Source organism: Amphritea atlantica (assembly GCA_024397875.1).
Taxonomy (GTDB): domain Bacteria; phylum Pseudomonadota; class Gammaproteobacteria; order Pseudomonadales; family Balneatricaceae; genus Amphritea; species Amphritea atlantica_B.
The window spans coordinates 1,122,230-1,145,301 of sequence record CP073344.1 but is presented as its reverse complement, the minus strand read 5'-3'; the positions used below and the strand labels follow the sequence as shown (position 1 = coordinate 1,145,301).

Here is a 23,072-nt window from a genome sequence, read left to right as displayed (position 1 = left end):
TTTCGGGGCGTTTTTTTTGCTTATAAACGGTCTTTACATCCGCTAGCAATATAACGGTCAACCTTGCATAGCAGCCAGGCAACAGGTGTATAACAATATTCTATGGGGAGTAAGCTGCGCGATTCTGATAGGATACAGGCTCGACACCAGGGATGATATTCGGCTGTCGGCTTTCCGTTTCCGACAGATAAGATGTGATGAGCCAAATTAAATTACGCAAACCCTCTTTTATCCTGATCAGCAGTCTGCTGCTGGTCGCTGCATTCTCAGCAATCAGTCTGATCAGCTATTATGTTGCCAACAGCTCCCTGAACCAGCACATCAAAACCAATACCCTGCCCCTGACCAGTGACACAATCTATTCAGAGGTGCAGCGGGATCTGTTACAACCGGTATTGGTCTCATCTTTGATGGCGCAGGATACTTTTGTCCACGACTGGATTGAGGGCGGCGAGCTATCCCCCGGGCAGATGCAGCGCTACCTGACCTCAATCCAGACACGCTACAACGCTTTCACCGCTTTTTTTGTTTCTGAACAAACAACAAACTATTACCATAGTTCCGGGATTATTAAACAGGTGTCTGAATCAGACCCGGCCGATCAGTGGTATTTCACCAGCCGCCAAACCCAGGCCGGGTTCGATATCAACCTTGACCAGGATACCGCTGACTCCTCCACCACAACCCTGTTCGTCAACCACAAGGTAAAGGATGCCCGGGGACAGTTCCTGGGGATTATCGGTGTCGGCCTCGCATCACAAAAAATCAGGGAGCTGATTGAAGTTTATCAGAGCCGCTATGGCCGCCAGGTATATTTCATTAACCGCCAGGGACAGGTCACCCTGCAGGGCAGCCAGTTCAGCGGTGCTGACGATATCCATAAGATTGCCGGGCTTCGCGATATTTCCCCCCTTATACTGACCACGCCCGGTGGCTCATACAGCTATAGCAACGGTAACCAGCAATATCTAATAAAAACCCGTTTTATTCCTGAGCTCGACTGGTATCTGATCGTTGAGCATATACAGCACAGCGAATCACAGATTACGGCAACACTGTGGATCAACCTGTCAATCAGTCTGGCGGTCATCCTGATAGTGTTGCTACTGCAACACTTTACTCTGGGCGGATATCAGCGCCGCTTAGAGTTTCTGGCAAACACCGACCCCCTGACTGGCGCCGCCAGCCGCCACGCCTTTGAGTCGACCTATGTGCAGATTCTCAGTTTTGCCGACCGCCACCAGAATCCGGTTTCCACTATTCTGGTCGATATCGATCATTTCAAGGTGTTCAATGACACCCATGGCCACCTTCTGGGCGATAAGGCCCTGACTCAGGTCGCCGCCATACTCGCCGACAATCTGCGAAAATCAGACACTATTTGCCGCTGGGGAGGCGATGAATTTTTTATCGTCCTGCCCAACTGCAATCAGGAAAACGCCCGACTGGTCGCAGAAAAGATGCGCCTGCAGATAGAGGAGTCGTTGCTACTCGTTGATGATCTCAGACTCGCTGTGACCGCCAGTTTTGGTATCGCCGAATATATCGGCCAGAGTCGCCCTCTGAGCTGTTTAATCGCACCGATAAGGCTCTGTACCGGGCAAAATCCAGATCCCGCAATCAGGTAGAAGGATCGTCCACACAGGCGCCGCGAAGCGTTTAAGGGGGAAAATAAATAATTAAAGTGTTGATATAAAAAAAATATCTGTATATATTAATACCTGCTTGAAGATTCACCGTATTTTTATGCATCATTTCGAAGATCCTGTTTCAGCTTCTCGTCCTGTTTCCATAATGTATAGTAAAAATTCCTGCATCATCCGCCATCTCTGATGGCAAAACATTATTTATAAAATAGGACAACTAACATGGCTACTGTAACCGGTACTGTTAAATGGTTTAACGCTGACAAAGGCTTCGGTTTCATCGAGCAGGAAAACGGCCCTGACGTATTCGCACACTTCAGTGCAATCCAGAGCAACGGCTTCAAAACTCTTGAAGAAGGCCAGCAGGTACAGTTCTCTGTAACTCAAGGTCAGCGCGGTCCACAAGCAGAAAACATCGTTGCTATCTGAGACCGTGTAAGCTAACAGATCTCTGATCTGTCGCTTCCAGAAGAAAGCCTGATTACGATCAGGCTTTTTTATGCCTGCTATTTACCGGATTCACTCCACCTTGCATCAGAACCTCATCGCCAGAAAGGTTTACGCACCTCCTCAAGCGCCTCCTCCCGCGTAATACCAATATCTTTAAGCTGCTCCCTATCCAGCTGCTGCAACATGCGACGACTACGATAACGCTGCAACCAGCGCTGAAAAGCAGACCAATAGCTAAGCTTTTCTTTACTACCTGTTCCTATATCCTGCTGATGTAACACTATCGTTTTCATAACAAACCCCATTTAATGGCTGATGTATACAGCCTATATTCGAGGTTTACCAAACTGACGACAAACGAGTTTTAACACCCTATAATTAAGTTTTTCTTACTTATATGCTGTAATGGAAGCTATCATGACCCGCCTTCCCTCACTTAAAGCACTACAGGCCTTCCGCCATGCCGCTGAGATGAAAAGCTTTAAGCTGGCAGCCGAGCAGCTCTATGTCAGTCAGGCCGCCATCAGCCAACAGATCAAGACCCTGGAGCAGCAACTGGGAGTAACACTGTTTCATCGCCTGACGCGGGATATTGAGCTCACCCGGGAGGGACAACAACTGCTGCCGTATGTAAGCAAAGCCTTTCATCACCTGGAACAGGGGATCGACCGGCTCAATGATGATCCAGCCCCTCAACGATTAACGCTCAGTACCCTGCCTTCATTTGCCAGCCGCTGGCTGGTACCCAGACTCGGCAATTTTCAGTCTCAGGAAGAAAACCTGAGCATCCATATCTCACCGGGAATAAAACTGGACAGCTTTGACGACAGCGCTCTCGACCTGGCGATTCGCTTTGGTAAGGGAGACTACCCCGGCCTGAGCAGCCGGCTGCTGATGCGGGATTATATACTGCCGGTCTGTCACCCATCACTGATCAACAGCAACAGGCCCGCGACGGAACAGCTGAAAGAACTGCCATTGCTGACGGATGACGCTCCGGACATGAAAGATCTCTGGCCACTGTTTGAAACAGCGCTCGGCCTGCCCGACACACCGAAAACCCACCGATTGCAGGTCTCTGATTCCAACATTCTGGTGGAAGCTTTATTAAGTGGACAGGGGGTGACAGCCGCCCGTTTCAGCCTGGTATATGAACTGATTGAACGTGGCCAGCTCATCTGCCCACTGCCGATCTACCTGCCCAGCAGTTTTGATTACTATCTGGTCGCACCTGAACACCACTTCAAGCGCCCGAAAGTACAACGATTTGAGCACTGGCTGCGTCAGCAGACCGATGAGATCAGAAGGCGCTGGGCAATATTTGCGCCCCAGCTCCAACCGATCCACGGTGCGACTGAGCACCACGGAGAACAGCAACAACCTGATCAATAATCGCCGCCGCCCCGGCCTGCTGAGTGCGCAGCGAGTGCATGGCATTCCCGGCATCCCGATAACTTATGTGCTCAGGAGCAATCGAGGCAAGCAGCGCCTGCATATATTCCAGACTAAATTCAGGATGAGCCTGCACGGTAAAAATGTGATCGTCATATCTGAGCACCCCGTTGGGACAAAAAGCGGAGCCTGCAAGCCGCTCAGCACGCTCAGGCAGGACAGCCACCTGATCCTGATGAATGACATGCAGGGGGATTGAATTACACCGCAGCAGGCTCTCACCACTACCGACGGGAGTATAACTATCGATACCCAACCCCCAGCCCAAATCGGACTTAACCACTGACCCGCCCAGCGCCCGGGCAATAATCTGATGACCAAAGCAGATCCCCACCAACGGCCGCTTTAACCCATCCACTTCCCTGATCAGCTGCTCAAGAGGCGCGATCCACGTCAGCGGTTGATACACACTGGCGGGCGAACCCGTAATGATCCAGCCGTCACACTGCGCGGCCGAATCGGGAAACGCGCCCAGCCGGACATCCCAGGTCTGAAAATCAAACCCCGCACCCGCCAGCATCGTCTCTGTCATCTGCGCAAATGAACCAAACTGCGCCAGCAGGTCAGCTTCATTACTACCTGCCGCCAGAATCCCTATTTTCATAACGCCTCCAGACAAAAAAACCGCTGAAAACAGCGGCCTTAACATTCACCAGACTGACCCGGCTTACCGCACCAGAAAGTCAGCCATCCAGCGAGCGACCCGCTCCGAGTCGGTGGCCGCACCCTCGGCGTGCAACGTTTCCAGTCCGGCATCAGCGGTATCATCAGGGATCGCCACGCCCTTTCGTAGCGCCACCAAATCCGTTTCATATTGCAGATTAAACTCAGGGTGCGCCTGCACCGTGAGGATATTGTCGCCATACACCAGACCGGCGTATTTACAGAAGTCGGACTGCGCAAAAACTCTGGCGTTTTCCGGCTTTTCAGTGACCTGATAACGATGCATCGCGCTGATCGAAAACCGATCGGCGCCATCTTTGATGAACGGATTATCGCCAAGCAGCTGATAGCTGTGCAGCCCCACTCCCCAGCCACCCTGATACGGCTCAACCTTCCCACCAAAGGCATCGGCAATAATCTGATGACCAAAGCAGATCCCCAGCAATGGACGATCACAAGCATCGATCTCGAGAATCAGCTTTTTCAGCCTTTGCATCCAGTCACGGTTCTCATCAACATTGAACTTCGACCCGGTAATCACCCAGCCATCGCACTGCTCAGCCGCGTCCGGAAAAACACCGTCACGCACATCAAACACAGCATATTCAAAATCAGCGTCAACCAGGGCAAACAACTGCTCAACCATGTCCGCGTATGAGCCATACTGACCCAGCAACTCATCCGGTGTAATACCGGTCGCCAGAATACCTATTTTCATAATCTGCTTCTCACCCTTAAAACCAAAGCGCCCACTCAAAGTGGGCGCTGACATAAAGCCCTGAATTACTCCTGCTTCTGCAGCAGTTTTGCCTGACGTCGCATCTGATACATAGCCGCCGTCACACCGATCGCCACCACCGCGATCATCAGTGTCGCCAGCGCATTCACTTCAGGCGAAACCCCCAAACGAACCTTGGAGAAGATCACCATCGGCAGCGTACTGTTACCCGGACCGGATACGAAGCTGGCAATAACCAGATCATCCAGAGACATGGTAAAGGACAGCAACCAGCCGGAAATAACCGCCGGCATAATCAGTGGCAGCGTCACCAGAAAGAACAGCGACGAAGGCTTGGCGCCCAGATCCATCGCAGCCTCTTCCAGCGTCTCATCCAGCTGTGACAAGCGCGACTGCACAATCACCGCAACATAAGCCATACAGAAAGTCACATGGGCGATGATGATAGTGCTGGTGCCACGACCTGAGGGCCAGCCAAACGCACCCTCCATCGCCACGAACAGCAACAGCAGTGAGAGACCGGTTATCACCTCAGGCATCACCAGTGGCGCACTGACCCAGCCCGCCAGCAGCATCTTGCCCCGGAAGCGCCTGTAGCGACTCAGCACGAATCCCGCCATAGTACCCAGCACAACCGCAACGCTGGCACTGATGAAGGCAATCTTAAAGCTTAACAGCGCCGCATCGATAATCTGATCGTTGCGAAACAGTTCGCCGTACCACTTCAGCGACCAGCCACCCCAGACCGTTACCAGTTTGGACTTGTTAAAGCTGTATACCACCAGTGCGATCATCGGCGCATACAGAAAGATAAACCCCATGATCGCGGTCGTATTTAAAAACAGAGATCTACGTTTCATCAGACCGTCTCCTCTTTACCCTGACTGTTTCGGATCAACATGATTGGTAACACCAGCACAATCAGCATCACAACAGCAACCGCCGAGGCCATCGGCCAGTCACGATTGAGGAAAAACTCATCCCACAATACCCGCCCGATCATCAGCGTATCGGAACCACCCAGCAACGCCGGAATCACAAATTCGCCCACCGCCGGGATAAACACCAGCATACAGCCGGCAATAATACCCGGCATCGCCATCGGCACAGTGATCAGAAAGAAGCTGGTTGCCGGCTTTGAGCCCAGATCTTCGGCAGCTTCCAACAGCGTGATATCCATCTTTTCCAGGGCACTGTATAACGGCAATACCATGAATGGCAGATAGGTATAAACAATACCGATATAAACCGCAAAATCGGTCTGCAGCATAATCAAAGGCTGATCAATAAGGCCTGTACTAAGTAAAAACTCATTGATCAGACCATTCTTCTTGAGAAACCCCATCCAGGCATACACCCGCAACAGAAACGAGGTCCAGAAGGGCAGGATCACCAGCGACAACAGCAACGCCCGGGTTGTCGGCTTGCTACGGGCGATCAGGTAAGCGATAGGAAACGCAATCAGCAAGGTAAAAAACGTAGAGATACCAGCAATCTTAATCGAGCTCAGATAAGCATCGATATAAAACGAATCTTCAAACAGGAACAGGTAGTTGCCCATATTCAGTTTCAGATTGACATAGGCATCTTCCAGATTCCAGTCCAGCAGCTGCGTGTAAGGCGGTACTGCAATGGCTGTCTCTGACAGCGAGATCTTAAACACCACCAGGAAGGGGACAAAGAAAAACACCCCTAACCAGAGCATGGGGATCGCGACTACAGAAAACCGCCCCCAGTTAATTCGATTTAGTAAATTATACTTTGCCAGGTGTGAACCGGAGCCATCCACCCAGGCAGAACCTGTCTGAATACTCATGCCGTTAACACCACGCTGCTGTCTATATCCCAGTAAAGATACACTTCATCATTCCAGGTCAGCCGGGCACCCAGCTCCCGGTTTATATTCGGCTGAGTGACGCGCACTTCCATACCGCTCGCCAGACGCACCCGATAAACCGACAGACTGCCCATATAAGCGGTCTCTTCAATCACCCCCTTGATGCAGTTTTCCTGCTGCTGAGGCTTCTCTTTACTGATGCGGGTTTTTTCCGGACGCAGCGCAACATGAACTTTCTGGTTCGGAGCACAGCTGATGCCGTGATTCACATGCAGGATCACTCCGGCATCTTTTGAGTCTATCTTTACAGAATCAGGCAGATCCTCAACCACCCGCCCTTCAAACAGGTTAACCGAGCCGATAAACTCAGCCACGAAACGACTGTTTGGATATTCGTAAACATCGTGAGGTTCAGCAGTCTGCACAATAACACCGTGATTCATAACACCAATTCGGGAAGCCAGCGTCATCGCCTCTTCCTGATCATGGGTTACCACCACGAAGGTCACTCCCAGCTCCTCCTGAATATTGATCAGTTCAAACTGAGTCTCCTCGCGCAATTTCTTATCCAGGGCACCCAACGGCTCATCCAGCAGCAGCAGCTTAGGCCGCTTAACCAAAGAGCGTGCCAGCGCAACGCGCTGTCGCTGACCACCGGAAAGCTGATTAGGCTTACGCTTACCCAGATGCCCCAGCTGCACCATATCCAGCATGCTAGCGGCACGCTGTTTAACTTCAGAGCGATCAAGCCCTTCACGCTTCAGACCGAAGGCAACATTTTCTTCGACCGACAGATGCGGAAACAAGGCATACGACTGGAACATCATATTGACCGGGCGCTTCCATGGCTGAATACCCGCCATATCAACGCCATCAATGATAATACGGCCACTGGTCGGTGACTCAAAGCCCGCCAGCATACGCAACAGAGTACTTTTACCCGAACCGGAACCACCTAAAAGACAAAACAGCTCGTTTTTATAGATATCCAGTGAGATATTATCGACGGCGGTAAACTCACCGAATTTTTTGGTAATGTTTTCTATTCGCAGAAAAGGCTGTGCACCTTCCTGCTTCCAGATAGGCATTTTAGAGGTTTCGATAGCGGTCGCAGGTACGTGCGGCTCAATTGTTAAAGTAGAAGTCATACTACACCCTGATTACATATTCATACTCTGAACTCTGACCTGCAGCGCTCAGGGAATTATTTATGAGGCTTGCAACTGGCGCCCTCCCCGCTTGCTAGCGGTTCACAGCGCATGCCGAAAGCTTTTTGATAACTCACAGGCAGGGGCTCCCCCCTGCCAGGGGCAGACTTATCGACCGGTCTTAATTCCAGTCCAGGCCCGGGTCAGCAATCGGTCAAATTTAGCGGTATGCGCATTCTGAGTAAACAGATTAGCCTTCACCTCGTCTGACGGATAGATACCGGGATTATTTAACACCTCTTCCAGAACCATTGGCTCTGCCGCCTTATTAGCTACAGCATAGTAGGCATAGTTAGAGATCGATGCGCCGCTATCAGCTCTGAGGATATAATCCACCAGCTTATAAGCGGAGTCTTTATGTGGCGCATCGGCGGGAATAGCCAACAGGTCAAACCATACCAAAGTACCCTCTTTTGGAATGACATAACCCACATTCACGCCCTGACCGGCTTCTTCTGCCCGCCCCTGAGCCTGCAGCACATCACCGTTATAACCGACAGCCACACAGCTATCGCCATTTGCCAGATCGGAAATATAGGCAGACGAGTCAAACTTACGGTAGCTGTCACGGGCAGACTTCAACAGATCTGTCGCCTGCTTCAGATCAGCTTTCTTCTCAGAATTCGGATCAAGCCCCAGATAGTTGAGCGCCATCGAAATCATTTCGGCAGGAGAGTCAAGCAGGGAAATACCACAGTCTTTCAGCTTGGCAGCAATCTCAGGCTTAAACACCAGATCCAGAGTATCAACAGGCACATCACCCAGTCTTTCTTTGACCATATCAATGTTATAGCCAATACCGATCGTTCCCCAGGCATAAGGAACATTGTGCTTATTATCAGGATCATGACGAGCAATTTTCTCAAGCATTACCGTATCAAGGTTGCCGTAATTGGCCAGCTTACTGTGATCAATCTCACCGTAGATGCCAGCCTGCACCTGGCGCTCAAGAAAAGAACCGGTTGGCACAACGACGTCATAGCCGGTGCCGCCAGACATCAGCTTAGCCTCAAGCACCTCATTCGAGTCATAAACGTCATAGTTAACCTTGATTCCGGTATCTCTGGTGAAGTTTTCAAGGATCTCAGGGCTGATATAATCGGACCAGTTGTAAAAATTTACAACCTGCTCTTCAGCCATCACAGTAGTGGAAACGGACGCAGCCAGTGCTACTGCAAGACCAAGCTTCTTCGGATTCATTGTATTACTCCATTTCTGGTGCTTCAGATGTCGCAGCATTTGCCGACCCATCTATAAGCATTAACTCTTTAGATGCCGCAAAGCGGCGCTCATCAGAGCCACATCTTTTTGTTGTTATTGTCACGGCGACCTCCTCTGATCAGGAAGGCCGCGCTCAAGCTTCTCAAACTGTCGCAGCATTTTCTGCAACTAGTAAAAATGTACTGCAACCTCCCTGTCCGCTATATACCCCCCAATAGGTACTAGAAAACAATCCTTATATATCAATATGTTAAAGCAATCCTAGATATGATTCATACTCTATATCAGAGATCTGCTCGTTAAGCTTTCGCTGTTCCTGCCGCTTCGCTGCAGAAAACACCCGAACAAACTCCTCGCCAAGATACTCTTTCAGCACACCGCTTTCGGCAAACAGATCGGTAGCAATATCCCACTTATTCGGCAGAATCATCTCCTGATCACCATCCGCATAGGCATCGCCTTCCACCGGAGCCGGTGGCATCAACTTGTTTTCAATACCGTACAGTGCACCGGCCAGAACGGCCGCCAACACCAGATAAGGGTTTGCATCAGCGCCAGAAACCCGGTGCTCAATCCGGCGGGCGACACAGGGACTCTCAGGAATACGAATCGCCACAGTACGGTTCTCATAGCCCCAGGTAGCAATCGTGGGTGCATGAGCGCCCGCCATAAAACGACGGTAGGAGTTCATATGCGGCGCAAACACCAGCATGCTGTCAGACATGGTATGCATCAGGCCCGCCACTGCATTTTTCAGCATATCGGTGCCGTCTTCACCACCATCATCAAACACGTTGTTACCCGCTTCATCCAGCAGACTGAAATGAACATGGAAACCGTTACCACTTTTATCGGAGTAAGGTTTCGCCATAAAGGTGGCAGAGTAACCATGCTTACGGGAGATCCCTTTAATCAGACGCTTGAACATGATCGCCTGATCACCCGCCATCAGCGGATCATTTACGTGCAGCAGGTTGATCTCAAACTGCCCAGGCCCCAACTCAGAGATAATAGTATCCGCGGGGACACCCTGAATTTCACACACTTCACGCACTTCAGCAAAGAAAGCCGACAGACCGTCCATCTCATCAATCGAGTAACAATCGGTTTCACTCAAACGGCGACCATGCCCTTCGGATAAAATAGGCGGTTGTGGACGCTGAGTCTCTTCAGACTCACCATCCATAAGATAGAATTCCAGCTCAGTCGCCATCACAGGCGTCAACCCGATCGCCTTAAAGCGTTTAACCACACCCGCAAGCACCTGACGCGGATCACAACCAAAAGGCGTACCATCGGGGTTAGACATCATTGCCAGGATCTGATCCCTTGGCTCTTCCGCCCATGGCACCGGAATAGGCCGGTCACCAACAGGCATACAGATACCATCCATATCACCGGTCTCAAAAACCAGACCATTATCCAGCACATCATCACCCCAGAAATCGAAGCCAAGAACTGAACGCGGCAGCTTAACACCCTCTTCAAATACCTTAACGGCTGCATTAGCTGGCAACCGTTTACCCCGCAAATTACCATTCAGGTCAGCTATAAACAGGTCAAACTCTTTATCTTTTTCTTTTTTAAACGTCATAAGATTCTCACTCGAAATCTTTCATACCCGCACTCTGCACGAGTCACAACAAACCATCACGATCAGTTTAGCTTAGCCAACATGCTTTTGTGATCACAAACAATAAGGCAATGTGATCACATTTTTTTGTGGCGGTCAATATCGACATCTGTTAAAAATGTCATGTACCCTATTTAGTGATCGCATTAAAACAAGAGAACCTGCCATCAGGTTCCCAAGAGAACAAGGCCAGAACCAACTTTGATTATGGACAAGAAATCTCCGATAGAAATAACATTAACTGAACGTGATGAGTCTGTAACTATCACCCAATGGGTATACCAGACGCTTCGCAACGCAGTCATGTACGGTGAAATCCTCCCCGGAAGGGTGCTCACCATCCGTGAACTGGCCGGTATTCTGGATGTCAGCCCCATGCCCGTGCGTGAAGCCCTGCGACAGCTGGCGGCAGAGAATGCACTGGAAATCCAGGGCAACCGCAGAGTGATGGTGCCGAAAATGACTGCCATGAAATTCAATGAGTTATGTGAAGCCCGAATCGCCATTGAATCTCACGCTGCCGCCCGGGCTCTCCCCTATATTGACAATGACCGGCTGGAACAACTCCGTTCACTGGATAGTCTCATTGATCAGGCGCAGGAAGAAGACAACCTCGACCAGATCAGCATTCTCAACCAGAACTTTCACCGCGCACTCTATACTGCCAATCCGCACCAGGTCACCCTGCCTCTGATTGAAAGCCTCTGGCTACAGCTGGGTCCTTTTGTGCGCATGGCTACCAGTGAGCTGGAGGAACACTACCTGGTCGACCGGCATAATGAAGCGATGTCTGCTATCGAAAGAAAAGATGCCTACGCCCTGCAGATGGCTATCGCTGCCGATATCCGCGAAGGCATTGCCTTTGCCGGAACCCCTGAAATGCTACACACATTTATTGAAAGCTCAGGCCACTGAACTCGCCTTTTTATACGCAAACCGAGAAATCACAAACAAGCCCCTGACGATATCTTTTATCTTTTGGGGCTTTTTTTATTGACTTTACATTTTTGTGATCACAAAATAGTGATCACAAAATTGATTTGGATATAACTGTTTCAAGTCTTTTCATCGTTTTATTTACTCACCGGCTTACTGTTCAGATCCGGTGACTGGTTGGGAGAGAGTCAATGCTCGAAAATAACAGCAATTCACTAAACACTGCAGATGTACAGGCTATCGACGCTGAACACCATATGCATCCCTTTACCAATACCGGTGCACTGAATAAGAAAGGAGCACGGGTGATCACTCATGCTGACGGTGTTTACCTGTGGGACAGTGAAGGAAACAAGATTCTCGACGGCATGGCAGGCCTGTGGTGTGTCAATATGGGCTATGGCCGCACCGAGCTGATTGACGCGGCCAACAGCCAGATGAAGCAGCTGGCGTATTACAATACCTTTTTTCAGACAACTCATGCGCCAGTCGCTGAGCTTGCCAAAGAGATCGCCAGCGTCACCCCCGGTGATCTGAACCACATCTTCTTTGCCAACTCGGGCTCAGAAGCGATCGACACTATTATCCGGATGGTGCGCCAGTACTGGTCTATCAAAGGCAAGCCATACCGCAATATCCTGATTGCCCGGGAAAATGCCTATCACGGCAGCACCATCGGTGGTACCAGCCTGGGCGGCATGGGTGGCATGCATAAACAGGGTGGCCCGCTGGTGCCGAATATCGAGCGTATCCGCCAGCCATACTGGTATGGTGAAGCCGGTGATATGACCGAAGAAGAGTTTGGCATCGCCTGCGCCAAAGCACTGGAAGAAAAGATTCTCGAAGTGGGCCCTGACAATGTGGCGGCCTTTGTCGGCGAGCCTATACAGGGTGCCGGCGGTGTTATCGTTCCACCTGCCAACTACTGGACAGAGATTCAGAAGGTCTGTGATAAATACGGTATTCTGCTGGCAGCAGATGAAGTCATTTGTGGCTTCGGCCGTACCGGCAGCTGGTTTGGCTGCGAAACCCTGGGCTTTAAACCTGACATTATGTCGATGGCTAAAGGGCTTTCTTCCGGATACCTGCCGATTGCAGCTGTCGCTGTAGGTGATCGCATCGCCAACGCATTTATCGAGCACAACGAGGACTTCAACCACGGCTTTACCTACTCAGGCCATCCGGTTGCTGCTGCGGTTGCCATCGCCAACATCCAACTGATGAAAAAAGAAAATATCGTTGAGTACGTTGCCAAAGATATCGGCCCCTACTTCCAGAAAAAACTGCGCGAAGCGGTTGCAGATCATCCGCTGGTTGGTCATATCGAAGGGACAGGTCTGATCGCAGGTCTTGCCCTGGTAAAAAACAAAGCACCTAAGGAGCTGTTTGGGGATGACATCGATATCGGTATGATCTGCCGCGATCACTGCTTCGCCAACGGCCTGATCATGCGTGCGGTAGGTAGCCGGATGGTACTTTCACCACCCCTGGTGATCAGCCATGCTGAAGTAGATGAGCTGTGTGAAAAAGTACGTCTGTGCTTTGATCTGACCCTCAAGTCAGTCAGCTAATCGGGACATTTACCCTTTCACCTGTGTAATTCCTTCACTATCGTTATACAGGCGGAGGTCAGAAGTAGAAATACCCTGACCTCCATTATTCGGCTGCATCGGATCGATATTACCGGTATTGATTCTGCTGTTTATCTTTGACCAACCGTTACAGATAATTGCAGCCGGATTTTTTTCTCCGTTTAAATGACCAGAGCAGGAGCCCGGCTATGCAAAGCATGAGTGCACAGCACAACGCGTCTGAAAACTGGCAAAAGGATCTTGCTGCACTTATAGACACCATTCGCCTGCCCAGCTTTGGCGGTATGCTGGAAAAATTTCTCGCCAGTCAGTGCCATTTTGACACCATGCTGGTCGTCACTTTCAGAAAATCGCTGAAACCACTCATTCTTCACCCCACTGATCCTGCAGAACAGAGTCTGACACTGCATAACTATATCAACCGGGCCTATATTCTGGACCCGTTGTTTAATGCGATTCGCAGTGGCACCCTTGGAGAGGGCGTCAGTCGGCTGATTGATATCGCTCCTGACAGTTTTGAAACCACCAAGTACTACCAAAGCTGCTACAAAGAGTTTGATCTGATTGATGAGATCAACCTGGTCATCGAACTCGATCCTAAAGTCAGCTGCGCCATCTCACTGGGACGCAGAACCAGCCGGGGCACCATTACCCGGGCTGAACTAAGCCGCCTGAATGCTATCTACCCGGTGATCAAATCGATTATTCGTCAGTTCTGGTGGTCGCAATCTCAGGAATTCGTACAATACGAAAAATCAGAAGGGGCTATGAATCAGGCGATCAGCACCTTCGGCAGCGGCGTACTCACCCCCAGGGAACAGCAGATTGCGGGCCTGATCCTGCAGGGGCACTCATCAAAGGCGATCGCAAACATGCTGGATATCAGTCTGGGAACGGTAAAGGTACACCGTAAGAATATCCATACCCGGCTCAACACCTCCACCCAATCTGATATATTCACATTGTTTCTGGCCCACCTGAAAGAACTCGACCCTGCGGCTAATGCATAAAAGTTGCTAGAACGGCGCTCTGCGCCTGCTAGTGGCTAGACGGAAAGCTTCGCTTTCCTTGCTAGAAAAGCCGTTGCTCGTTGCTCGTTGCTCGTTGCTCGTTGCTCGTTGCTCGTTGCTCGTTGCTCGTTGCTCGTTGCTCGTTGCTCAGAATTATTGGTCATTACTAACCCCATACAACAACTTTTATTGTAGGAGCGGCTTTAGCATACTCTCTGGGTAGCAGCCGCGAATGCAAATAACCAGACACTGCTCGCGGCTGGAAGCCGCTCCTACAAATATTAAGAAAGTTTTTATTGAGCAACCAACAAGTCACGCTTTCTGCGGCGATCAAATGACTTGTGACAATCAAACTACGGCCTTAAAAAAACCGCCCGAAGGCGGTTTTGTTCTAGCCGAAGTGTCGCTTCTGCTTTTTACAACCGAATCAGCACATTCTTAATATCGGTGTACTTCTCCAGCGCGTGCAGAGATTTATCCCGCCCATTGCCGGATGCTTTTACCCCACCAAACGGCACGGTGGTATCGCCTTCACCCCAGGTGTTTACCCATACCATACCGCTTTCGACCTTACGGCTGACACGGTGAGCCCGGGACAGATTCTGAGTCCAGACCGCCGCACCCAGCCCATAAGCCGAGTCATTGGCCAGCGCGATCGCCTCCTCTTCCGTTTCAAATTCGCATACTGCCAGTACCGGCCCGAAGATCTCCTCTTTAACGAAAGTCATACTGTTGTTCGCGCCGTCGACGATAGTAGGCTTGGCGTAAAATCCTTTCCCTTCATTGTATTCCGGGACGCCGCCCATAATGACACTGCCACCCTCCTCCTGAGCTGAACGGATATAACGTTCAACCGTTGCCAGTTGAGTTGCATCCACCATAGGCCCCATCGTGGTTGCAGGATCTAACGGGTCGCCGGGCTGGAACCGGGCAGCGGCCTCAACCAGCGCCGCAACAAACTCTTCCTTAATACTCTTATCAACATAGAGACGGGAACAGGCGATACACACTTCCCCCTGATTGCAAAAGATCGCCGCCGCAGATGCCGCTGCTGCTGCCTTAATATCCGCATCGGCAAATACCAGATTCGGCGACTTACCCCCGGCTTCAAGCCAGACCCGTTTCATATTCGACTCACCGGCATAGCCCATCAGCATTCCGGCAACACGGGTCGAGCCGGTAAAGGCCAGAACGTTGACGTCCATATGCAGCGCCAGCGCTTTGCCTGCGGTGTGACCAAATCCTGGCAGCACATTCAACACGCCTGCTGGCATCCCCGCTTCAACCGCCAGCTCGGCCAGACGCAGCGCACTTAACGGAGACTTCTCAGAGGGTTTAAGCACCACCGAGTTGCCGGCCGCCAGGGCCGGAGCAATCTTCCAGCTGACCATCAGCAGCGGATAGTTCCAGGGCGTAATCGCACCGACCACTCCGACTGGCTGATGATGAATCATCGCCAGAGTATCGTGTCCGGTAGGCGCAATCTCACCATAGACTTTATCAATACTCTCAGCGGTCCAGCGGATACAGTCAATCGCATCCGGGACATCAATATTGACCATTTCGGAGATAGACTTACCCATATCCAGCGTATCCAGCAAGGCAAACTCATCTTTGTGCTGTTCAACAAGATCGGCCCATCTGATCATAACTTTCTTACGCTCCCGGGGGTGCATCTCAGACCACACGCCAGAACGGAAGACTTCACGGCCATTAGCAACGGCGATATTCACATCGGCCTCATCACAACTGGATACATCGACAAGCAGCTGTTCGGTAGCCGGGTTGATACTGGGAAAAGTATCGCCGCTCACCGCTGACTGAAACCCACCATTTATATAGGCCTGATGATGAAAGGTCAGGGTCTCACTCAGGGCTTGCCATTCAGAATAGCTTTTCATCGGTTCTCTTCTCCAGAATATCGGTTCATCACACGCAGAATCGGGACAGCAGGCTCCGCCAGCGCTCCCATTCATATTTGCTAACAGTATATTCCCACTGGTTTTATTTCCTCTATATATATGAGGGGGTAGTTGGCGCAGTAACCGAAAAACAAAGTGGTCGATAAAGGCAGGGTTAATGCCCCACTAATCAATAAGATACTCACAAAGGAATACCTAGCGATGGGTATATCTTCTGACAGCATGCTTTACCGATAATCAAGATCCATAAAAATTATTACAGGAAAAAATCGATGAAGAAGATTTTTACAGGCCTGGTCGCTGCAATGGCTCTGGCATCAACGGTTCAGGCTGCTGACGTAACTGGCACCGTTTCATTCACCAACGACTACCGTTTCCGTGGCATCTCACAATCAGCAGGTGATCCTGCTGTTCAGGGCAGCCTGGATGTTGCTTTTGAAAATGGCGTGTATGCTGGCGTTTGGGGCAGCAATGTTGATTTTGGCGACGACGATGCAAAGTTGGAAATTGATTACTACGTTGGCTTTGCCAATGATATCAATGACAATCTGAGCTATGACGTTTCCTACGGTTTCTATACCTACCCTGGCTATAACACAGACGCCGAGTACGGTGAACTGGCTCTGGCGCTGTATTACGGTGACTTTGGCTTCACCATGGCCTATTCCGATGATTTCTTTAACAGCGGAGAATCAGCACAGTACTATAGCATTGATTACAGCCACGGCATCACCGAAGAGGTGAGTCTGGATCTTCATGCAGGTTACAGCACAGGTGACTATTGGGATGGCACCACCGATATAAACGACTATCAGGACTACTCTGTCGGCATCTCAGGCTCTGCTATCGGCCTGGATCTGTCGGCCGTGTACCTGTTTAACAGTATCGACAGTGTAGACGAAACCGATTCCGGTGCGTTCCGTAATGATAATACACTGCTGCTAACCGTTTCCCGCACGTTCTAAACGGGTTAAGCACTAATATCAGGCGCGTACAGAGATCCCCCTTCTTTAGCCTGATAAAGGCCACTCCGATTTATCCGGGTGGCCTTTTTTATAGTCCGCCAAAAGAGTAAACTGCCGTTTTATTTCACTGATTCTGAGGCACGGATGTCCGCCGCAATACTCTCTATTTTTATACCCACGTTTTTCTTTGTCTCGATTACACCCGGAATGTGTATGACACTGTCACTGAGCCTGGGCATGTCCATTGGCGTACGCCGCAGTCTGCATATGATGTGGGGCGAACTGCTCGGTGTGGGCCTGGTCGCCACCGCCGCGGCAGCAGGCGTCGCCGCGCTCATGCTGCAGCTGCCACAGGCCTTTATTTTTCTGAAACTCGGCGGCGGGGCTTACCTGGTCTGGCTGGGGATTCAGATGTGGCAGTCGAAGGGCAAGCTGGTGATGCCCGAACCCGGTACCGAGGTAAGACAACAGGGCAATTTGCAGCTCGCCCTGAACGGTTTCATCACCGCTATTGCTAATCCTAAAGGCTGGGCTTTCTTTATCACCCTGCTGCCCCCCTTTCTGGATCAAAGCCAGCCGCTGGCACCACAACTGTCGATGCTCATCGCGATGATTCTGCTGTTAGAGTTCAGCTGCCTGCTGATTTACGCCAGTGGCGGAAAAGCACTACGCCACCTGTTACTGGACCGGGGTAACGTGAAACTGATGAACCGGATTGCCGGATCACTGATGGCTGGAGTAGGTGTCTGGCTGGCGCTGGGCTGACAGCCGCTCACGGAGGCACAGAGAACCGGCGCGGCTGCGGCCAATGCTCCTGAAAGCCCTCATCATCCCGATAAAGCGAGAAGTACTCCATTGCCAGCACATCCCACACCATATGAGTTGCGAAAGTGGGGGGTAAGCGGTATTGTCTGCCGCCGATCAGCTCTGGCTGATAACTGCCATCGGGGGGATTTAATACTATGGTCGCCAGCTCACCGCCAGTCCAGCTGTAATACTGTTCAGGCATACCGAACGCATCCGCGATCCAGCCCTCTCTGTACGAGGGGCCGATAAGCGAAAAATAACGGCAAGCAGACCGGCCCTCAATGCAGTAGCGTTGCTGCTCCAGATCAACAATATAATTTTCGCTGCCAAACTTCCCAGCAGTGGAACAACCGCTCATTACCAGCAGTAACAGCAAACCAGCAGTGACGTATTTCATAAGCAATAGCATATCCGTGATTAATAACGCTTAACTTAAAGATTAGCGCTCTTAGAGCGATAAACAAATATGATACAACTTAGCGACAACGGTCTTTCAGTAGTCAGCACCGTTCATGTAATATCAGGTAACACTGTACAGAGGAAGTATCCATGAGTCCGGCTGAAAAGCTGACCTATCAGACACTGGAAGGTCGTACAAAAGCGTTAGCAACCGCACTCGGTTTCCGGGATCAGTCGACACTCGATCACTCTGACCGGGTGCAGAAACTGGCAACCGAACTGGGCATAGCCGCCGGACTGAGTGAAGGCCAGATAAGCGCCCTCAGAATCAGTTCTATATTTCACGATATCGGTAAAATCGGCATTCCCGACCGGATTCTGATGAAACCCGGAAAACTCGACACAGATGACTGGGCAGTGATGCATCGCCATCCGGTAATCGGCCAACAGATTGTACTGTCGACCGAACTGGAAGGTGCCGCGGAGACGGCCCTCATGATCCGTCATCACCATGAGCACTTCAACGGCAATGGCTACCCTGACAAAATTGCAGGCGAAGATATCCCGGTAGGTGCACGAGTTATCAGTATCGTCGATAGTTACGATGCGATGGCGTTTAAACGCTCCTACCATAAGGGTTATAAACATACGGAAATTATCGAGCAGATAAACAGGGAATCGGGAATCAAGCATGACCCCTATTTACTCAACCACTTCTGCCGGATAATTGACAAAAGCGCCTATCGGGTAGAATAAAATTCATTTGTGGCTCGCCAGTAACCCACTAAAATGAATGTAATCATAACCGGGGCAATCGCTATGTTTCTAAAAACACTGTTTTCTGTCTTAAGCGCCACAACGCTGCTGCTAGCGCTGACGGCAACGCCCATTATCACCCAGCAAATTACAGGTTTCGATCTGGGAAATCAGGCTCAGGCCAAAGGCGGTAATGACGGTAATGGCGGTGGCAACGGGGGTGGTAATAGCGGCGGCCATGGCAATTCAGCCAGCGCGGGCCACGGCAATGGTCACGGGTTTGGCCACGATGATAATAGTCCGGGAAGATCGGCTACCGCAGGTAATCATGGTCTGGGAAATGGTAAAGGCCTTGGCAACAATCAAAAGTCTGTGGCTGCCAGCCTCGGTCGGCTCAATGCCGCCCATGCATCTGCAACGGCCCGGGCCCATGCCTCTCCCAACTCCGCTGTCGGTCTGATTGCTCAGTACGAAGCCGCAGTTTATGCCGCCAGGGAAGCGTCTACTGAAGAGGAACAGGCAGAACTGGAGCAGGCAGCGATGGGCTTTCTTGGCCAGGCCGCTAATAAAGAGATCAATGAAGCGGTCGTCTCAGCGGTCAATGACCTGTTGGGCATAGCGGCAGAAGCAGAACCTGAATCCGATTCAGGCCCGCAAGCCGAAAATCAAGACTCAGCGACAGCGGACAGCGCTACAGAAGCCTGAGGTTAAAAATCTCTGATCAGCTGCAGGTTCTGCCAACTGATTTCAAGGTTGCTTAGCAACAGTGCCTGGCGCGTAAAATGGCGGTAGGCATGATCGGTTTTACCCCCCCAGATACCATCAGCCGGACCCGATGCATAACCCAACTGATTCAGCCGCAGCTGCAAAAACAGCGTTATCGAGCGATCAATCCGCCCTGAACGGTAGGACATTATCCGGCGGGCATATTTTCGGGCCGCAGGAGTACTGAGAGAGTACATTCTGTTTTTCAGCTCTGTCGATAACGGCACCCCACTCTTTTCAGCCTGAGCAAACCAATACCAGGCAGCAGCAGGACTTTGCGGAAGCCCCAATCCCCGGGCGTAAACGACTCCCAGATCAAACATGGCTTGTGTATGACCCAGATCAGCAGCACGACTGAGCAGAAAACCCGCCCATAAGCGGTGTTTTTTGACCCCTTTACCATTCATATAAAGCACAGCAAGCTGGTACAACGCCCCCGGGTGATCTTTACTGGCGGCAATATCTAACCAGTATGCCGCATCTGAGAAGCTGATACTGACCCCTCTGCCGGTCAGGTATGACATCCCAGCCAGATAGGCGCCCTCCGGGGAGCCATTCAAAGCGGACTGTTCAAACAGCCGGACTCCCTGCTGGTAATCCTGTGACGCCCCCCGCCCCTGAGTCACAGCCAACCCCTGACCAAACTGCTGTTTAGCAACCTCAGGATTATCCTTCACCCGGTCACCTGAACTCATCGCTGAGCCAGGAAAGCCGTTACAGCCTGACAATAGCGCTGCATATAGCGTCAAAGCCACCAGCAAAGTTATACGTTTCATGCAGAAAACCATTGTGCCCCCCTATCCTGATAACAGGCAGTATAGGCCAGGCTCAATGATCACAGAGCAGGTTTTATTAATCGGGGATCAGCTCACCAACAACAGAAGTGACCGGCTTGACACCCGCCCAGATATCCAGCGCCATATCTTCCGGTTCCTCATTGGGGCCACCGGTACGCACCTTAGCGGAGACCTCCTCAATCGGGAAAGCAAATACCGCGGTAACCTTCAGCTCAGTTTCATTTGGCGGGCGTGCTTCAGCTGAACGACCAGGAGAGTATTTTTCCAGCATCGTATCCAGTGCGGAGCGTTTTTCTTCAGGATCATCCACCAGTCTGCCGTTACCGTATATCACCACAGACCTGAAGTTCACCGAGTGATGATAGGCTGAACGGGCAAACACCAGACCATCCAGTAAAAACAGCGTGATACAGGCCGTCTCACTTTTCATCACCTGCTGAAACAAACCATTTTTCACCGAACCATGAAGAAACAATTCATCACCGATGCGCCAGTGAGAGGTCGGTTGCACCATTGCCTGCCCGGCCGCACTGACCCCGATATTACATACCCAGGCTTCATCGATAATGCGATTGATTGTCTCCCGGTCATAGTTCGCTATTTTCCTACCACGCTTCACCCGGGTTCGTTCGGTTACTGCGATCTCACTCATTGTTCGTCCTTAGTCATCGGTGTTATGTATGAAAGGATGAGATTAACCGCTATAGTGGATCCAAATAAGACCCAATATAGAGCAACTTATAAGGCCCACTTTTGCAAGCGCTCGTCGATAAGAAGCAGCCCCACTCAGAAAGCTTCACCCCCTTTCTGCAACAGAGTACAACTCAGCGGCCCCGCTATCGGGCCTTGTTTAACTATATCCAGCAACGGATACTTTCAGGAGAGCTTCCGGCAGAAAGCCGTCTGCCCTCCAGCCGGGAACTGGCTGAACTGCTGAGTCTCTCCCGCAATACGGTAAAACAGGTGTATGAGATGCTGCAGGCTGAGGGTTACATCGAAACCCGTCACGGAGACGGCAGTTACGTTTCGCCGCAGCTTTCACTGAATCAACCGACAGAACAAAACAGCCCTGCTGCAGACACGAAAGCGGTGCGTTTGTCTGCTATGAACGAACAACTTGAACAGATCCGGCCGCTCTATCACCAGCACCCGCAGCAACTCTTACTGCCGGCGATAGCCGCACTGGATCAGTTTCCCTGGCAACAGTGGCAACGTTCCGTGTCATACGCGGGCAAACAGATGAAGTTCAGCAGCGGACGGAATTTTATGGGGGAACCCGCGCTACGCTCGCAGATAGCCGCTTACCTCAACGCCACCCGGGGTATTCGCTGCGATATGCAGCAAGTGATGATCTGCTCCGGCTCACAACAAGGGATGCAACTGGCCTTTTCAATGCTGCTTGATCCGGGCGACAAAGTGCTGGTTGAAGACCCGGGCTTTCCCGGTATTGATGGTGCGATCAGTAACGTCGGCGGCATTAAGGTTTCTGTGCCGATCGATCGGCAGGGTTTCCGCACTGATGCGGCGCTATCTGATCAGCAAGATGCCCGGCTGGCATTTATCACCCCCTCCCGCAACTTCCCACTCGGTTTCACTCTGAGCCTTGAGCGTCGCCTGCAACTGCTCAAGTGGGCCAGAGAACAGGGCTGCTGCATTATTGAGGATGACTATGACAGCGAGTTTCGCTTTGATGGGCCTCCCCTTACCGCGCTTCAGGGGCTTGATGGTGAGCACTGTGTCATCTACTCCGGCACCTTCAGCCGCATTCTGCATCCGTCTATGCGACTCGCCTATCTGGTGCTTCCGCCCGCACTGGTAGAGCCCTTTAACCGGATGCGGGGGTTTATGGATGGCGGTCTCTCTTCACTGCCCCAACTGGCACTGGCAGATTTCATGGCCCGGGGACTGTTTACCAGCCACCTGAGACGGATGCGCAAGCTCTATAAAACCCGGCGCAGTTATCTGTTACTACGAATAGCTGAAACATTTTCACAGCAATTAATCTGGGAACCCAGTGATGGCGGAATGCACGGGGTTTTTCTGCTCCCTCCGGGCAGCGATGACAAAGCGATTGCAGAGCAGGCGATGAATGAAGGACTGGGCATCCGCCCATTATCGTATTACTACGATAAACAACCGCCGCGTAGCGGACTGGTTATCGGCTTTGCCGGATATAATGAAGCCCAGATAGATAGCGGGCTGGCGCGCCTGAAGCCAATTATTGAGCATCATATTCCGACATAAAAAAAGCGGTTTATCCAGATGGATAAACCG

Annotated in this window: 23 protein-coding genes; 11 read left to right on the top strand and 12 right to left on the bottom strand. The window is 51.2% G+C overall.

The window, feature by feature from the left end; genetic code table 11:
- Nucleotides 1-197 precede the first annotated feature (197 nt).
- Together KDX31_05090 and KDX31_05085 are read left to right on the top strand one after the other, a co-directional pair.
- A complete protein-coding gene (locus KDX31_05090; GenBank protein UTW04386.1) occupies nucleotides 198-1,628 on the top strand; it encodes a GGDEF domain-containing protein in 1,431 nt (476 codons plus the stop codon).
- Between the two features lie 240 nt (nucleotides 1,629-1,868).
- Entirely contained in the window at nucleotides 1,869-2,075 is a 207-nt protein-coding gene (locus tag KDX31_05085) for a cold-shock protein (protein ID UTW04385.1), read from the top strand.
- Nucleotides 2,076-2,188: 113 nt separating this feature from the next.
- Here KDX31_05085 and KDX31_05080 read toward each other — a convergent pair whose 3' ends face one another.
- Nucleotides 2,189-2,389, bottom strand: a complete 201-nt coding sequence (locus KDX31_05080) for a DUF1127 domain-containing protein (GenBank protein ID UTW04384.1) — start codon at nucleotides 2,387-2,389, stop codon at nucleotides 2,189-2,191.
- Nucleotides 2,390-2,513: 124 nt separating this feature from the next.
- Here KDX31_05080 and KDX31_05075 point away from each other — a divergent pair, with 124 nt between their 5' ends.
- Entirely contained in the window at nucleotides 2,514-3,488 is a 975-nt protein-coding gene (locus KDX31_05075; GenBank protein UTW04383.1) for a LysR family transcriptional regulator, read from the top strand.
- Here KDX31_05075 and KDX31_05070 read toward each other — a convergent pair.
- The 7 genes from KDX31_05070 to KDX31_05040 all read right to left on the bottom strand — a co-directional run bounded on the left by KDX31_05070 (nucleotide 3,397) and on the right by KDX31_05040 (nucleotide 10,810).
- Nucleotides 3,397-4,152 (bottom strand): type 1 glutamine amidotransferase, encoded by a 756-nt coding sequence (locus KDX31_05070; GenBank protein UTW04382.1) that lies wholly within the window; start codon nucleotides 4,150-4,152, stop codon nucleotides 3,397-3,399. The genes KDX31_05075 and KDX31_05070 overlap by 92 nt on opposite strands.
- Before the next feature lie 63 nt (nucleotides 4,153-4,215).
- Nucleotides 4,216-4,929, bottom strand: a complete 714-nt coding sequence (locus tag KDX31_05065; protein UTW04381.1) for a glutamine amidotransferase — start codon at nucleotides 4,927-4,929, stop codon at nucleotides 4,216-4,218.
- A gap of 65 nt (nucleotides 4,930-4,994) precedes the next feature.
- Nucleotides 4,995-5,810: an ABC transporter permease subunit gene (locus tag KDX31_05060; GenBank protein UTW04380.1), complete on the bottom strand. Its 816-nt coding sequence runs from the start codon at nucleotides 5,808-5,810 to the stop codon at nucleotides 4,995-4,997.
- Complete coding sequence (locus tag KDX31_05055) at nucleotides 5,810-6,766, bottom strand: ABC transporter permease subunit (GenBank protein UTW04379.1); 957 nt, start codon at nucleotides 6,764-6,766, stop codon at nucleotides 5,810-5,812. The genes KDX31_05060 and KDX31_05055 overlap by 1 nt, the downstream gene beginning before the upstream one ends.
- A complete protein-coding gene (gene potA / locus KDX31_05050; protein UTW04378.1) occupies nucleotides 6,763-7,935 on the bottom strand; it encodes a polyamine ABC transporter ATP-binding protein in 1,173 nt (390 codons plus the stop codon). The genes KDX31_05055 and potA overlap by 4 nt, the downstream gene beginning before the upstream one ends.
- Before the next feature lie 168 nt (nucleotides 7,936-8,103).
- Nucleotides 8,104-9,195: a polyamine ABC transporter substrate-binding protein gene (locus KDX31_05045; protein UTW04377.1), complete on the bottom strand. Its 1,092-nt coding sequence runs from the start codon at nucleotides 9,193-9,195 to the stop codon at nucleotides 8,104-8,106.
- 271 nt (nucleotides 9,196-9,466) lie between these two features.
- A complete protein-coding gene (locus KDX31_05040; GenBank protein ID UTW04376.1) occupies nucleotides 9,467-10,810 on the bottom strand; it encodes a glutamine synthetase in 1,344 nt (447 codons plus the stop codon).
- Between the two features lie 246 nt (nucleotides 10,811-11,056).
- Between KDX31_05040 and KDX31_05035 the strand changes: the two genes are divergently transcribed.
- From KDX31_05035 to KDX31_05025, 3 genes are all read left to right on the top strand, one after another.
- A complete protein-coding gene (locus tag KDX31_05035; protein ID UTW04375.1) occupies nucleotides 11,057-11,764 on the top strand; it encodes a GntR family transcriptional regulator in 708 nt (235 codons plus the stop codon).
- 212 nt (nucleotides 11,765-11,976) lie between these two features.
- Complete coding sequence (locus KDX31_05030; GenBank protein UTW04374.1) at nucleotides 11,977-13,356, top strand: aspartate aminotransferase family protein; 1,380 nt, start codon at nucleotides 11,977-11,979, stop codon at nucleotides 13,354-13,356.
- A 209-nt stretch (nucleotides 13,357-13,565) separates the two neighbouring features.
- Nucleotides 13,566-14,387 carry a LuxR family transcriptional regulator gene (locus KDX31_05025; GenBank protein UTW04373.1) on the top strand — a complete coding sequence of 274 codons (822 nt, stop codon included), beginning with the start codon at nucleotides 13,566-13,568 and terminating at the stop codon, nucleotides 14,385-14,387.
- Between the two features lie 416 nt (nucleotides 14,388-14,803).
- Here the strand turns inward: KDX31_05025 and KDX31_05020 are convergent, their stop codons facing one another.
- Nucleotides 14,804-16,288 carry an aldehyde dehydrogenase gene (locus tag KDX31_05020; protein UTW04372.1) on the bottom strand — a complete coding sequence of 495 codons (1,485 nt, stop codon included), beginning with the start codon at nucleotides 16,286-16,288 and terminating at the stop codon, nucleotides 14,804-14,806.
- Between the two features lie 293 nt (nucleotides 16,289-16,581).
- Between KDX31_05020 and KDX31_05015 the strand changes: the two genes are divergently transcribed.
- A complete protein-coding gene (locus KDX31_05015) occupies nucleotides 16,582-17,274 on the top strand; it encodes a TorF family putative porin (GenBank protein ID UTW04371.1) in 693 nt (230 codons plus the stop codon).
- A 144-nt stretch (nucleotides 17,275-17,418) separates the two neighbouring features.
- On the top strand, nucleotides 17,419-18,039 hold the full coding sequence (locus tag KDX31_05010) for a LysE family translocator (protein ID UTW04370.1): 621 nt from the start codon (nucleotides 17,419-17,421) through the stop codon (nucleotides 18,037-18,039).
- A 7-nt stretch (nucleotides 18,040-18,046) separates the two neighbouring features.
- Here KDX31_05010 and KDX31_05005 read toward each other — a convergent pair whose 3' ends face one another.
- A complete protein-coding gene (locus KDX31_05005; protein ID UTW04369.1) occupies nucleotides 18,047-18,478 on the bottom strand; it encodes a hypothetical protein in 432 nt (143 codons plus the stop codon).
- Between the two features lie 152 nt (nucleotides 18,479-18,630).
- On the opposite strand from KDX31_05005, the gene KDX31_05000 reads away from it, so the two are divergent.
- Together KDX31_05000 and KDX31_04995 are read left to right on the top strand one after the other, a co-directional pair.
- A complete protein-coding gene (locus KDX31_05000; GenBank protein UTW04368.1) occupies nucleotides 18,631-19,236 on the top strand; it encodes an HD domain-containing protein in 606 nt (201 codons plus the stop codon).
- A gap of 63 nt (nucleotides 19,237-19,299) precedes the next feature.
- Nucleotides 19,300-19,941 carry a hypothetical protein gene (locus tag KDX31_04995; protein ID UTW04367.1) on the top strand — a complete coding sequence of 214 codons (642 nt, stop codon included), beginning with the start codon at nucleotides 19,300-19,302 and terminating at the stop codon, nucleotides 19,939-19,941.
- A gap of 2 nt (nucleotides 19,942-19,943) precedes the next feature.
- Here KDX31_04995 and KDX31_04990 read toward each other — a convergent pair whose 3' ends face one another.
- Nucleotides 19,944-20,777: an SEL1-like repeat protein gene (locus KDX31_04990; GenBank protein ID UTW04366.1), complete on the bottom strand. Its 834-nt coding sequence runs from the start codon at nucleotides 20,775-20,777 to the stop codon at nucleotides 19,944-19,946.
- Nucleotides 20,778-20,853: 76 nt separating this feature from the next.
- Nucleotides 20,854-21,450 (bottom strand): pyridoxamine 5'-phosphate oxidase family protein, encoded by a 597-nt coding sequence (locus KDX31_04985; GenBank protein UTW04365.1) that lies wholly within the window; start codon nucleotides 21,448-21,450, stop codon nucleotides 20,854-20,856.
- Between the two features lie 101 nt (nucleotides 21,451-21,551).
- On the opposite strand from KDX31_04985, the gene KDX31_04980 reads away from it, so the two are divergent.
- Nucleotides 21,552-23,042 (top strand): PLP-dependent aminotransferase family protein, encoded by a 1,491-nt coding sequence (locus KDX31_04980; protein UTW04364.1) that lies wholly within the window; start codon nucleotides 21,552-21,554, stop codon nucleotides 23,040-23,042.
- Nucleotides 23,043-23,072: the final 30 nt, after the last annotated feature.

Bases quoted from the DNA above. Each gene is read 5' to 3' on its own strand.
- KDX31_05090 (UTW04386.1), top strand. From the start codon at position 198: ATGAGCCAAATTAAATTACGCAAACCCTCTTTTATCCTGATCAGCAGT.
- KDX31_05085 (UTW04385.1), top strand. From the start codon at position 1,869: ATGGCTACTGTAACCGGTACTGTTAAATGGTTTAACGCTGACAAAGGC.
- KDX31_05080 (UTW04384.1), bottom strand. From the start codon at position 2,389: ATGAAAACGATAGTGTTACATCAGCAGGATATAGGAACAGGTAGTAAA.
- KDX31_05075 (UTW04383.1), top strand. From the start codon at position 2,514: ATGACCCGCCTTCCCTCACTTAAAGCACTACAGGCCTTCCGCCATGCC.
- KDX31_05070 (UTW04382.1), bottom strand. From the start codon at position 4,152: ATGAAAATAGGGATTCTGGCGGCAGGTAGTAATGAAGCTGACCTGCTG.
- KDX31_05065 (UTW04381.1), bottom strand. From the start codon at position 4,929: ATGAAAATAGGTATTCTGGCGACCGGTATTACACCGGATGAGTTGCTG.
- KDX31_05060 (UTW04380.1), bottom strand. From the start codon at position 5,810: ATGAAACGTAGATCTCTGTTTTTAAATACGACCGCGATCATGGGGTTT.
- KDX31_05055 (UTW04379.1), bottom strand. From the start codon at position 6,766: ATGAGTATTCAGACAGGTTCTGCCTGGGTGGATGGCTCCGGTTCACAC.
- potA (UTW04378.1), bottom strand. From the start codon at position 7,935: ATGACTTCTACTTTAACAATTGAGCCGCACGTACCTGCGACCGCTATC.
- KDX31_05045 (UTW04377.1), bottom strand. From the start codon at position 9,195: ATGAATCCGAAGAAGCTTGGTCTTGCAGTAGCACTGGCTGCGTCCGTT.
- KDX31_05040 (UTW04376.1), bottom strand. From the start codon at position 10,810: ATGACGTTTAAAAAAGAAAAAGATAAAGAGTTTGACCTGTTTATAGCT.
- KDX31_05035 (UTW04375.1), top strand. From the start codon at position 11,057: ATGGACAAGAAATCTCCGATAGAAATAACATTAACTGAACGTGATGAG.
- KDX31_05030 (UTW04374.1), top strand. From the start codon at position 11,977: ATGCTCGAAAATAACAGCAATTCACTAAACACTGCAGATGTACAGGCT.
- KDX31_05025 (UTW04373.1), top strand. From the start codon at position 13,566: ATGCAAAGCATGAGTGCACAGCACAACGCGTCTGAAAACTGGCAAAAG.
- KDX31_05020 (UTW04372.1), bottom strand. From the start codon at position 16,288: ATGAAAAGCTATTCTGAATGGCAAGCCCTGAGTGAGACCCTGACCTTT.
- KDX31_05015 (UTW04371.1), top strand. From the start codon at position 16,582: ATGAAGAAGATTTTTACAGGCCTGGTCGCTGCAATGGCTCTGGCATCA.
- KDX31_05010 (UTW04370.1), top strand. From the start codon at position 17,419: ATGTCCGCCGCAATACTCTCTATTTTTATACCCACGTTTTTCTTTGTC.
- KDX31_05005 (UTW04369.1), bottom strand. From the start codon at position 18,478: ATGAAATACGTCACTGCTGGTTTGCTGTTACTGCTGGTAATGAGCGGT.
- KDX31_05000 (UTW04368.1), top strand. From the start codon at position 18,631: ATGAGTCCGGCTGAAAAGCTGACCTATCAGACACTGGAAGGTCGTACA.
- KDX31_04995 (UTW04367.1), top strand. From the start codon at position 19,300: ATGTTTCTAAAAACACTGTTTTCTGTCTTAAGCGCCACAACGCTGCTG.
- KDX31_04990 (UTW04366.1), bottom strand. From the start codon at position 20,777: ATGAAACGTATAACTTTGCTGGTGGCTTTGACGCTATATGCAGCGCTA.
- KDX31_04985 (UTW04365.1), bottom strand. From the start codon at position 21,450: ATGAGTGAGATCGCAGTAACCGAACGAACCCGGGTGAAGCGTGGTAGG.